Raw genomic sequence first — 11,988 nt, 5'->3', positions numbered from 1 at the left:
AGAGTTTTAAAATTGTTAAAGAAAATTGGAATTAATCTAATTTTTCAATCAGTAACCAAGCATCTTTAGAAGTTGTTTTTTGAATCTTATAAAGGTTGTTTGTAGCTTCATTACGGTCAGAATAACTGTTAAAAGTAACCTGAGTAAGTCCCCATTTGTTAACGCCAATTATTTTAGCATTATATCCTTTTGCTTTTAATTCATCAACTTTTTTTTGTGCATTTTCTGCAAATTGAAAAGCACCGGCAATAATGTGGTATGGTTTTGCTATTTCTTTAACAACGTTTAAGTTAATAGTTGGTAAAGGATTAGAAATAACAAAAGTTGCAGACTGTATTTTTTTCTGAATTGCTTTTTCTTGATTTGCTAAGTTTACTTTTTGTTGATTATTTTCATAACCACTATAACCCGCAAAGCCTAATGTTAATAAAATTGCGGCAGTTGCAGCGTATTTTATAAATGCAGGAATTCCTTTTTTATCTTCTTTTATAGAAACAGGAATTAAAGGTTTTACTTGTTCTTTATATCTAGAAATAGCAGAAGATGTTACGGTGTCTAAACCAAAAGACGCTGTTAAATAGTTAACGGCCATGTTAGGTTCAAAAATAATTTGTTTTTCTTCATTTAAAGATAACACACCCAAATTATCAATTTGTACCGTGCTAGATTGTAGTTCATTTTGCCATTTAATTACAGACAATGAAATAGCAGTAGATGCTTTTTCAAAAGAAATGTTTTCGGCAGAAGCAATATAATTAGCTAATAAACCATCGTTATGTTTTAACAAACTATTAAACGTAACCTGTTTAGTAGGTGGAGTAAAAGTATGTGTAAAATTATTGGCTTTTGCACCAATTCTATTGGTTACAAATCCTCCAAAATCTGGTACAATTACGCAATCGTATCTGTAAAGTAAATCGTTTATGTAAGTCGCTAAATTCATTGCAACAAATATAGAAATTATGGTGTTTTGTAAAACAATTTCTTAACAATTTTATCAACAAATATTTTATATATTGGTATTCAAATTGTTACCATATTGAAAGAAGAAAAATTATTAGCAGTCTTAAGATTACAAAAATGCAAAGCTATTGGCGATATTTTGGCCAAAAAGCTCATTGTAAACGTGGGTGATGTAGAGCAGGTGTTTAAAGAAAAGTCAGCAATACTCTCAAAAATTAACGGAATAGGTGGTCATGTTTTAAAACATTTGTTTGATGCAAAAAACATAGAATTAGCGCAGCAAGAGTTAAAATATATTCAAGATAATAATATCTCTTACACTTATTTTTTAGATGATGATTATCCTAAAAACCTACAACATTGTATGGATAGCCCCATATTATTGTTTAAAGATGGAAATTTAGATTTTTCTAATCAAAGAATTATTTCTATTGTAGGTACTAGAAACATAAGTTCTTATGGTAGAGATTTTTGTAATCAATTAATTAAGGAACTAGCGGTTCATAATCCTATTATTGTAAGTGGTTTTGCATACGGAGTAGATATTTGTGCGCATAAAGCGGCAATAGAAAATAATTTACAGACTATTGCTGTTTTGGCACATGGTTTTGAGCAAATTTATCCGAAGGTTCACAAAAAATATATCAATCAAGTAAATGAAAATGGAGGGTTTTTAACTGAATTTTGGAGTGAAGAAGCACCGTTGAGAGAAAATTTTTTAAAACGAAATAGAATTGTTGCAGGTATTTCTAAAGCAACCATTATTGTAGAATCTGCATCAAAAGGAGGTTCATTAGTAACGGCAGATATTGCAAATTCTTATAATAAAGATGTATTTTCGGTACCGGGTAGAACTACCGATATTTACAGTAAAGGTTGTAATAATTTAATTAAAAATAATAGAGCTCATTTGCTAACCTCAGCAACAGATATTGTAAAAATGTTAAATTGGGATGTTCAAGAAAAATCGAAAACAATTCAGAAACAATTGTTTGTAGAACTCAATGAAAACGAGCAAAAAATTCATGATTTATTACACGATAAAGGGCAACAATTATTAGATGTTATTTCTTTAGAATGTAATATTCCTATTTATCAATTATCATCCATTTTATTGCAATTAGAATTAAAAGGAGTTACAAAACCTTTACCCGGAAAGATGTTTGAACTTGCTTAATATTGCCTATTTTTGAAACTATGAAGCCAGAAAGAAAATTAATGTCTAAAAAAAAACCAACATTTCCTGTTAATGAGATGTTGAGTGATTATTTAAAAAAATATAAAAGGAATGTAAAAATTCCAATTTTTTATGATGATTTATTGCGTTTTCAAGGCTCGGTAACTGTGTATGATAAAAATGATGAAGACACACTTTGGATACGTACTTATTATTCTGAATGGGATCGAGTAGAAATAGACAATAGTTTAAAGAAAATATACATGATGTTGCTTTCTGATGGAAGTGATGCGACACTACCTTTTTTAAATGTAGATGCTATAGATTTCTGTACGTTTGGGAATTCTAAACCCTTTAGAATTAAAGTAAGAAATATTTTAAATGATAATTTTACCTATTTCTATGTAAAAAAAGCAGATGCTTCTCGTGTGTATGGTTTAGAATTAGAACACATATTATCTCCACATAATATCAATTTTCTGGTGTATAAAGACACATTAATAGAAGAGCATATTGTAGGAATTCCGGGAGATGATTTTATCAAAAACTTCCTACCAAAATGTACAGAGTCAGAAAAATCTCAAATCGCCAAAGAATTTGTAAAGTTTAAAGAACGTTGCTTGGTACGTTTGCTAGGAGACATGCGTTCTTACAATTATGTGGTTACGCCAACACACGATTTTTTTAGCATCATTTATAAGATTAGGGCCATCGATTTCGATCAACAATCTTTTGAAGGGAATTTAAAAGTTTACAACCTACAATTTATGAAGGAAAACTTTAAAATGGTAGAAATGGTAAGTAAAAAGTTACAAAATAGTTCTATAGAACAATATAAAATAGAAGAACGCTCCTTTATGGCAAAACGTATGATTACAGCGCCAAGAAGAACAGAATTTTTAATAAGATGTATGAAAAACGATACCATTTCTTATCCAGAAAATGTAGCGTTATTAAAGAAGCAATTAATGAAATATGTGGGAGATGTAAAGTTTAAAGACTGTACTAATATGGGAGAAATCTTAGAAGCCATTCTTTCTTTTGTGAAACGTAATTATTTAGACATTAGTAATAAAGAATTGTTTTAGAAGCTATTTCCAGCTTTCCGTTATATCTTTTTTTGAAAAAACAAAAAAAGGATGCCACTTCAATCTGGGCTAGACTTGTTTGTATACTTTTTTACTTAAAGAATTTCAAACATCAATATAAGAAAGGTTTTTAACTGAAAAAAAGGACGGAAAAATTAATTTACGTCCTTTTGCTTTTTATCTAATATTTAAAAAGAAATTTAGTTAAAAAAGACCAATATAAGATGCGTCTGTAGTACCTGTTTTTAACGTAGCTCCTTTTGTAAAACCATTTGCCGTAGCGTCTTCAGGATTAAAAATATATACATTTCCTTCACCACCTAAAGAAGTTAAAGCCATGTATAATTTACCATCAATTACACTTGCCCATTGGTATTGGCGCAACCATAAATCTAAAGGAATATTCATGGTAATTGCGGTTTTGTTATAGATATCTACACGAACAACATCCCAATTAGAACTTGCATTATCACCTTTATCAGTATTTAATACAGGAACATATCCAATTCCGTTACCAACATAAAACCAACCTGTATTGGCTTCTGCACCATGTCCTAAAAGAGATTTAATGTCAAATTTACCATAAGAAGTATCATAAGTGCCATTTGTAATTTTCATCATAGAAACATCACCATTTGTAACCAATTGATAAGTGTCTCCATTTTCATCCTTATGTGCAACAGGAGTTCTATATCCGTTTGTAGAACCTTGTGCTAAAGTAGAAGTAATTGTTGTTTCATTATCTAAAGTTGGGTAATCTACCACTAAAGTCTCTATATTCTCATAAACCATTGTACCTTTTTCTCCTGTTGTTGCATCGTAAAAACTTTTAGCAACCCCATAGTATAGTTTTCCATTTGTTACAACGGGTGCATCAATTCTAGAAACATAAATACCGGCTGCAGCTTCTGTTTCACTTATCGGAAATTTAAAAGAATTGTCTTCTAAAATAGACATTGTTTTTAAGTCTACACGCGCTAAAGTAATGGTTGCTTCCGTTTTTAAGTATGTAGAAGTTTCATCATTTGGGTCTTCATAAATGTTTTCTGTACTTACGTTTTGTAACATGGCGTAATTTTCATCAATTTTAGTCCAACGAGGATATGCAGTTCCCATAACAGCTTCAACTTGCGTTGTTGCAGTTAAATTATAGTTTTGACCACTTAAATAATCATACTTTGTAACGGTACCACCACCATAATTTAAATTGTATAAAACATTTCCATCATTAGAAGCGTATACTCTTGCAGTACGTGTAGAAGGTATTTCGTATCCAAAGCCACTAAATGTAAATGTTTTGTTAGGGTTGTTAAGTTCTGTAACAGTTGCTCCTTGTGCATATGTTGCAGAGTTGCCTGTAGAGCTAGAACCTAATACTAAATGATAGGTGCGTTCTGTTGATGGATCTGGAGTTAAGGAGCCTTCATCATCATTACTCGTACAAGAAAAAGTTGATGCTGTTAAAGCCGATAAACAGGCTAGTTTTAATAAAGATTTAAAATTGAAATTCATAATACTTGTTTTTAATAGTTGTGGTTATAAAATTGAAAATGTAAGTTTTGTATAAAACCCTCTTCCAGGTTTTTGTAAAGCGTAATTATCAAAGAGTTGATTATCAAATATATTTTTAACATCAAAACTTAGTGTTACTTTGTTTTTAGGAAAAGTGTATGCAAAACCAGCATTTAAAGATTTTTGAGTTGGTATGGTTGTTTTGTTTGCGCCACCAAGTTTAGTTCCGTGGCGTAGAAAATCGTGCACATACAAAAAGTTGGTAATTAAAGAGAAGTTAGATCCTTTTTGTATGAGGTCTTTTTTAATAAACCTCACATTATAATTCATAGTAAAATAAGGTGTGTTTTTAAGTCTGTCATAAGATTCTAAAATAGCTTTTCCATCTGTATTAAAAGTAGTTGTGTATTCTCTAGCATTAAAAAAAGAGGTATTACCATTAAAGAATAAAGCTTTATTGTAATTGTAGTTTAACTCAAAATCGAAACCTCTTGTTTGTACTTTTCCGATGTTGGTACTTTCAAAAAACTCTTCATCGTTTCCTACGGGAAATTTCATAATTAAATCTTTGGTATCACGTATAAACAGGTTAGAGGTTACACCAACGGTATGTTTTTTATAAGTAATATTGGTAACGGAAACTCCTAAGTTGTAATTATTACTGTGCTCTGGCTTTAGGTTTAATGCGGCATATTCTCCTGCAGCAGCATTACCAAAAACTTCATCTTCATTTGGTAAACGAATGGCTTTTTCTGCAGAACCAAATACTGTCAGTTTAGGAGAAATTGTATAAGAAATTGCTCCTCCATACCCAAAATTGTTAGATTTTATATTGTTTTCTTCAATTTCTATGGTTGCGCCTGATGTGTTTGAAGTTCGGGTGCGTATTTTAGAAGTTCTATCCATAAAATACGACTTTGCAAAAGCAGTTGTACGTAATTTTTTTTCAAAAGATAAATTTTCAAAAGAAAGAGCTGTAATGTTTTTGGTATATTTCCGTTCTTCTTTTAATGCACTTTCTGCAGCCGGAAGTATTGGGTCGTTAGAATCTCTATTAAATGTATTTAGTAAATTGTTTAATTGCAATGTATTGTTTTCTTTAATTTTGTAAGCTAAATTAACTCGCGAGTTAAAGGTTTGGTCAATGTCTTTTTGTAACGTAGGTTTACTAGCTTCTGCACCTTCTGTCCATTCTGTAATTTGGTTTTTATCATTAACAATTGGTGTGCCTAACCAATTAAATTGTGTAGCAATTGTGTCAATTACTTTTCTGTTAAGAGTAGATAAAGAAGCAAAAGCACTAATGTCTAAATTTTTAAAAACATCTTTCTTAGCATATTCTAAACTATACATATTAGTGTGCTGTTCTGTAAATCTGTTACCGTAAACAATTTCCATAGTAGCACCTGTTTGTATTTGCTTATCCATGTTAGACAGTAAAGCGCCAAATAAAAATTTGTCTGCCCAATCTACGTTGGTATACCCAATTTCTGCTTTTCCGCCTTGCGACCTGTATCTGTCATGAAAACGTTTTGCTTTTATTAAAACACTAGGACCTTTATAAACTGGGGTTACCCTTACTTGGTCTCCCCAAACCTTATAATCGTTATCTGCATAATTAACAAAGGCAGAACCTCTTGCCGTAAATCCGTTTTTATTATTTCTGTAACCACCAATTACGTCTGAGCGATAGGTGCCAAACGAACCCGCAGAAACGGAAGCTCGCAATTCATTTTTTGTAACTCCATTTAATACAATGTTTATGGCGCCTCCCATTGCATCATCTGACAAATGAGGAGGAACTACTCCTTTGTAAACTTCAATACGCTTTATTAATGATGGAGGAATGCTGTTTAAAGAAAACGAAGGGCCAAAATTTCTGATAGGAACACCGTCAATAAATATTTTAACAGAATTACCTGTCATTCCGTTTAAATTGTAATGAGTATGAGAACCTAAACCACCAGATTGTCTAACTCTTACACCTGCAGATTGGTCTAAAAGTTCATTAACTTGAATAGATTGTACGGCTACTTTTTTGGTTTCAATTACATTTACGGCAAAACCCTTTTCTTCAATCTTCTTTTTTCTTGTTTTAGATACAATAAGAACTTCGTCTAATTGGTTTGCTGTATAATCGAGTACTACATTTACTTCTTTTTGTGGGGAGTTTAGAGTAATATTAATTTTTTTAATTTTTGAATTTAAAGAGGTAAAGTGAATTGTATAATCGCCAAAAGGAACTTTTCTTAAATAAAAATCACCATTTATGTCTGAAGTTGTTTCCTTAAAAAAATCTTGACCACTTATTACAATGTAAGCATCAACTGCAATTTCATTATTATTAAATTTTACTTTTCCGTAAAAATCTCCTTCTTGACCAAAAGTAGTGTATGATATAAATAGTAGTATAAAAGTTTTAAAAAAAGAAGGCATTTGTTTTTATTTTTCGGCAAATATAAGAACTATTTATAATTGGTCTAAATAAACTTAATAAATTTTACAAATTATTTTTCAGGATGATTCTAAGAGAAATAGGGTTCTTTTTTAGTATTAAGATGTGGAATTATTAAAAATAAGTCTATTTTATTAATGATTGTGTAAAATAAGAGTTGTGAGTTTGTCGTTTTTTAGGAGGGTTATCTTCTAAAAAAAACAGTTAATGATGTATTTTAGGAGATGCCTACAATAAGAAAACTAAATTAGTTGGGTAGTAATAGCTAGTTAAGTAATTTTACTTTTTACTTCTAATACTTTCAATTATAACTGTAGATAAAATTAAACCACCACCAATAAAAGTATTAAAACTAGGTATCTCGTTTACAAAAAGATAGGCAATTATAATTCCAAAAATTGGTTGAACACTACTAATAATACTAGCGGTAGCAACAGAGAAATGTTTTAGAGAGTGTACCATCATTGTATGTCCAATAGAAGTGGTTAGTAAGGCTACTAGTATTAAAAGCGGAATTTGACTTTGTAGGTTTGTAAAATCACTAAAAAATAAAGTAGGAATTAAAAGTACTGCAACTACAACCATTTGATGTAGCATTAACATACTGCCATCATACTCTTTTACGTGTTTTTTTATGGTAAGGTTTCTAAGTGCATAACAGAACGCAGAAAAAATTCCGAATAAAATTCCTTTTAAATGATCATTTTCTAAAGAAAAATCAGGTACTAGAATGTACACGCCAATTAAAACGATAACGGCTAAAAATACATGCACAGGATTTAATTTTTGTTTAGAGAAAAAAGGTTCTAAGAAAGCTGTAATTACAGGGAAAGTATAAATAGAGAGCATTCCTAGAGCTACGTTAGAGAGTTTTAGGGCGATAAAATAAGTAACCCAATGGGCTGTCATAAAAAAACCACTAATGATAAAAGAAATAAAATCTGCTCTCGATTTTATTTTTAAATCTATCTTTTTAATTTTACAAAAGATAAAAATAAAAATAGTTGCTAAAATAGCTCTGCAGAAAATGATAGCTTCTGCTGGTAAAGCAATATATTTTCCTAATACACCAGAAGTGCTTACAAAAAGAGTTCCTAAAAGTAAAAATGATAAATTTTTGCCGTGTGAGTTTTCCATTTTTATTTTTGGGGGTGGGGTAAGAAAGTGGTGAGTGGTATTTAAGTTATTGTTTCCATTCTAAAGTTTCTATTAAGCGTAAAATATCTTCTTTAATATAACTTACAGCAGGTAAAATAGAATCGTAGTTTGGTTTTGCGTAAAAATACAAAGAACCTTTTATAAAGTTTTTGGTACTATCTGTTAAATGAAATTGAATTTGAGAGGCGGCATTTCCAGTAATGTCATAAATACTTCCAAAAACTCTTTTTTTTGGGTTTATAAAATCTTTTGGAATAATTTGATCTGCTTTTATAGTGTGTTTAAAAACTAGTTTTTCTGCCTCCGTTAACAGTTCTTTAATGTTATTTTCTACCGGTCTGTAAGTAATATCAATAGAAGCTTTTAAATTTGGGTATTTAATAGTTAACCAATTATTTGCTTCATTAATAACTTGGGTGTTTTCTAAAACATCAAAAGAGTAAGGTCTTTCTAAATCTAATTTTTTGTAAGATTTTGTAGGATACGTTAAACTTAAGTATCCTTTTGGTTTTGGTAAAATATCATCTTTACATGAAAGAAAAAGTATTGTAAATAGTAAGGGTAAAATGTTACGCATTTCTAGTAGCTTTAACTTGTTTAATGCGTTTTTTATCTAACGCTTGTATTGTAAACGTGTAATTCTTGAAATTTATTTTCTCCCCTTTTTTAGGGAACTTACCAGAAATTTCTAAAATAAAACCAGCTAAGGTTTCGCTCTCGCCTTTTTCTTCTTCAAATATTTCTTCATCTTCATCATCTAAAACCCTACAAAAATCTTTAATAGAAGTTTTTCCTTCAAAAATATAATTGTTTTCATCAATTTTAGAGTACGATAAATCTTCATCATCAAACTCATCATTTATATCGCCAACAATTTCTTCTATTACATCTTCTAAGGTAACTAATCCGCTTGTTCCTCCATATTCATCAACAACGATGGCTAAGTGATTTTTTTTCTCTCTAAAGTCGGCTAATAAATCATCTAACTTTTTATTTTCTGGCACAAAAAAAGGTTCTCTTACTAATTCTTGCCATTTAAAGGTTTTTTTATTTAAATGAGCAAGTAAATCTTTGGCATACAAAACCCCAACTATATTGTCTATGTTGTCTTTATAAACAGGGTTTCTAGAATAGCCGTTTTTTAGAATTTTGTTTAAAACATCTTCGTAAGATTCGTCGTCAGAAAGTGCAAATATATCTATACGAGGTACCATAATTTGTACCGTTTCTGTGTTTCCAAAAGTAACAATGCCTTCTAGTATTTTTTGTTCATCTTTTGTGGTAGCGCCTTCAGAAGTTAATTCTAATGCTTGTGATAACCTTTCTACAGAAAAATTAGAATTTTTACTACCCAGTTTGTTCTCAATCCATTTTGTAAGGGTTATTAAGGGCAAACTAAAAGGTGTTAGCAAAATATTTATTGCATGTATAAATTTAGACATTGTTTTAGAAAAACGAAGCGCATTTCTAGAAGCGTAAACCTTTGGTAATACTTCACCAAATAAAAGGATTAAGAAGGTTACTAAAACAATTTCTAATAAAAAACGAATAGGAACTGTAAAGAAATAAAGATTTAGTTGATAGTTAAAATTGCCAAACATTGTATCTGCCAAGGATGCAAATAATAAAACAATTAAAATGTTTATAAAATTGTTGGTTATTAATATTGTAGCTAATAATTTTCTGGGTCTTTCTAATAAAGATACAACTATGTTTTGTTCTTTTCCGTGGTTAGAAAGTTCATTTAAATCTGTCTGAGAAAGAGAGAAAAAGGCAACTTCTGCTCCAGAAACTAATGCGGAACTTACTAGTAAAACAATTAGAAAAACTGCATTTAAGGTAGTTACAAGATCTATTGAAGCAAAAAATAAAAATTCGGGATCTGGGTCCAATTGTTATAGGTTAGATTAATTAAAATGGTAAATCATCGTCTTCTTCTGGGGCAGCAGCTTTTGGAGCAGGAGCAACAGGTTTTGGGTCTTGTTGTGGTGTAATTGGTGCTACATTATCTGCATTCTTTTTGGTAGACAACATGGTCATTTCATTTACATGAATTTCTGTAGCATAACGTTTAACACCATCTTGTTCCCATTGTCGGTTTCTTAATTTACCCTCAACATATACTTTATCTCCTTTAGATAAGTATTTTTCACACACTTTTGCCAATCCATTTCTTACCACAAGGTTGTGCCAATCGGTAGAGGTAACTTTTTCTCCGTTTTGTTTGTTTGTATAACTTTCACTAGTTGCTATTGGAAATCTACCAATACAGTTTTGATCATCAAAATAATGCATTTTAACGTCATCACCTAAATTACCAATTAAAATTACTTTATTTATAGTTCCTGCAGCCATCCCTTTTTTGTTGTTAGATCTTGCGTAGTCTAGATCTATTGGTTTTAAACTCCCGAAAAACTACGTTCTTACTTTCAGTCAAATTATATTTTTGATTTCAGTATTGTTCGAGGAGGTAAATATATTATGCTCAATAATAATACCTCAAAAGTACTAAAAATATCAATTACTTTTTAGCTCGAAAAGTTTCTAAAAAATTTGCAATCAAAATAGGAACAGGATATTTTTCAATTTCACTCCATTTTATAGTTGTTTCGGTAGAATTTGCAGTTTCTACAATCCAAAATTGGGTATATAAATGTTGATGAGATAATTTATGTACAATCTCTTTTGGATTAAAAAGTGATATGGTGGTTTCTAAAGGGAATAGATTGATAAATTCTTTGGATGCAATTAATTGATCTTTATTAATAATTGTATCACTTTCTATTAATGGAAACTGATACAAACCTTGCCAAATCCCTTTTCCTTTTCTTTCGGATAAAATAGTTTTATCATCATTGGTTTTTATCACAAGAAAATTAAAATAACGTTTTCTAACTTTTATTTTCTTCTCTTTTACGGGTAATTCTTTGGTTAACTTTTTTTCTACTGCCACGCAGCTATCTGCAAAAGGACAGGTTTCGCATAACGGATTTTGAGGTTTACAGTGCAGTGCGCCAAAATCCATAATAGCTTGGTTATAAGTTCCGGGTTGCGTTTTGTCAATTAATGATTGCGCTAATGTTTTAAACTCTTTAATTCCTGCGGATGAGTTAATAGGTGTGTTTATACCATAATAACGAGAAAGCACTCTGTAAACGTTACCATCTACAACTGCGGTTGGCTCGTTAAAGCAAATAGAGGCAATTGCAGAGGCGGTATAATCTCCAATTCCTTTTAGTTTTATAATCTCTTTATAGGTAGTAGGGAATTCGCCATTAAGTTCGTTTGCAATTAGTTTTGCAGAAAAGTGAAGGTTTCTGGCTCTGGAATAATATCCTAACCCTTGCCACATTTTTAAAACGGTACTTTCATCCGCTTTAGCGAGGTTAAAAACAGTTGGAAAATCTGTGGTAAATTTTAAATAATAAGACAAACCTTGGGCAACTCTTGTTTGTTGTAACATGATTTCTGACAGCCAAATAAAATATGGATTTTTGGTTTTTCGCCAGGGTAAATCTCTGTTATTTTGTAAGTACCAGTATATTAGTGTTTTATGAAATTTCAATTTTTATTAAATTTTATGTTAAAATATGGTTTTATCTTAAAACACATGTGGTATTTTAGTTAATTTGGCA

General features: G+C 30.5%; 10 protein-coding genes. 2 read left to right on the top strand and 8 right to left on the bottom strand.

Translation table 11 applies throughout. The annotated features are described in order from the left end of the window. Positions 1–31: 31 nt before the first annotated feature. A complete protein-coding gene (locus MPF19_RS00290; protein WP_249986329.1) occupies positions 32–943 on the bottom strand; it encodes an HU domain-containing protein in 912 nt (303 codons plus the stop codon). Between the two features lie 96 nt (positions 944–1,039). Here MPF19_RS00290 and dprA point away from each other — a divergent pair, with 96 nt between their 5' ends. Next, positions 1,040–2,140: a DNA-processing protein DprA gene (gene dprA / locus MPF19_RS00285; RefSeq protein ID WP_249986328.1), complete on the top strand. Its 1,101-nt coding sequence runs from the start codon at positions 1,040–1,042 to the stop codon at positions 2,138–2,140. Positions 2,141–2,160: 20 nt separating this feature from the next. Next, a complete protein-coding gene (locus tag MPF19_RS00280) occupies positions 2,161–3,228 on the top strand; it encodes a hypothetical protein (protein WP_203393265.1) in 1,068 nt (355 codons plus the stop codon). A 204-nt stretch (positions 3,229–3,432) separates the two neighbouring features. On the opposite strand, the gene MPF19_RS00275 is transcribed toward MPF19_RS00280, so the two are convergent. The 7 genes from MPF19_RS00275 to mutY form a co-directional block, all read right to left on the bottom strand. Then, on the bottom strand, positions 3,433–4,740 hold the full coding sequence (locus MPF19_RS00275) for a hypothetical protein (protein ID WP_249986327.1): 1,308 nt from the start codon (positions 4,738–4,740) through the stop codon (positions 3,433–3,435). A gap of 24 nt (positions 4,741–4,764) precedes the next feature. After that, entirely contained in the window at positions 4,765–7,176 is a 2,412-nt protein-coding gene (locus MPF19_RS00270) for a TonB-dependent receptor (RefSeq protein WP_249986326.1), read from the bottom strand. Between the two features lie 298 nt (positions 7,177–7,474). Beyond that, positions 7,475–8,332 carry a DMT family transporter gene (locus MPF19_RS00265; protein ID WP_249986325.1) on the bottom strand — a complete coding sequence of 286 codons (858 nt, stop codon included), beginning with the start codon at positions 8,330–8,332 and terminating at the stop codon, positions 7,475–7,477. A 46-nt stretch (positions 8,333–8,378) separates the two neighbouring features. After that, positions 8,379–8,930 carry a gliding motility lipoprotein GldD gene (gldD, locus tag MPF19_RS00260; RefSeq protein WP_249986324.1) on the bottom strand — a complete coding sequence of 184 codons (552 nt, stop codon included), beginning with the start codon at positions 8,928–8,930 and terminating at the stop codon, positions 8,379–8,381. Beyond that, the gene (locus tag MPF19_RS00255; protein ID WP_249986323.1) at positions 8,923–10,245 is read right to left on the bottom strand and encodes a gliding motility-associated protein GldE; all 1,323 of its coding nucleotides are present in this window, start codon (positions 10,243–10,245) and stop codon (positions 8,923–8,925) included. The genes gldD and MPF19_RS00255 overlap by 8 nt, the downstream gene beginning before the upstream one ends. A gap of 19 nt (positions 10,246–10,264) precedes the next feature. After that, positions 10,265–10,708 (bottom strand): single-stranded DNA-binding protein, encoded by a 444-nt coding sequence (locus MPF19_RS00250; protein WP_203393259.1) that lies wholly within the window; start codon positions 10,706–10,708, stop codon positions 10,265–10,267. A 166-nt stretch (positions 10,709–10,874) separates the two neighbouring features. Further along, complete coding sequence (gene mutY, locus MPF19_RS00245) at positions 10,875–11,918, bottom strand: A/G-specific adenine glycosylase (protein WP_249986322.1); 1,044 nt, start codon at positions 11,916–11,918, stop codon at positions 10,875–10,877. Positions 11,919–11,988: the final 70 nt, after the last annotated feature.

The sequence above is a fragment of the Polaribacter sp. Z014 genome, assembly GCF_023555435.1.
Lineage (GTDB): Bacteria > Bacteroidota > Bacteroidia > Flavobacteriales > Flavobacteriaceae > Polaribacter.
Note: the sequence above shows the minus strand (reverse complement) of the source record. Positions and strands in the feature narration are given on the sequence as shown.

Bases quoted from the DNA above. Each gene is read 5' to 3' on its own strand.
- MPF19_RS00280 (WP_203393265.1), top strand. From the start codon at position 2,161: ATGAAGCCAGAAAGAAAATTAATGTCTAAAAAAAAACCAACATTTCCT.
- MPF19_RS00265 (WP_249986325.1), bottom strand. From the start codon at position 8,332: ATGGAAAACTCACACGGCAAAAATTTATCATTTTTACTTTTAGGAACT.
- gldD (WP_249986324.1), bottom strand. From the start codon at position 8,930: ATGCGTAACATTTTACCCTTACTATTTACAATACTTTTTCTTTCATGT.
- MPF19_RS00290 (WP_249986329.1), bottom strand. From the start codon at position 943: ATGAATTTAGCGACTTACATAAACGATTTACTTTACAGATACGATTGC.
- MPF19_RS00270 (WP_249986326.1), bottom strand. From the start codon at position 7,176: ATGCCTTCTTTTTTTAAAACTTTTATACTACTATTTATATCATACACT.
- MPF19_RS00250 (WP_203393259.1), bottom strand. From the start codon at position 10,708: ATGGCTGCAGGAACTATAAATAAAGTAATTTTAATTGGTAATTTAGGT.
- MPF19_RS00275 (WP_249986327.1), bottom strand. From the start codon at position 4,740: ATGAATTTCAATTTTAAATCTTTATTAAAACTAGCCTGTTTATCGGCT.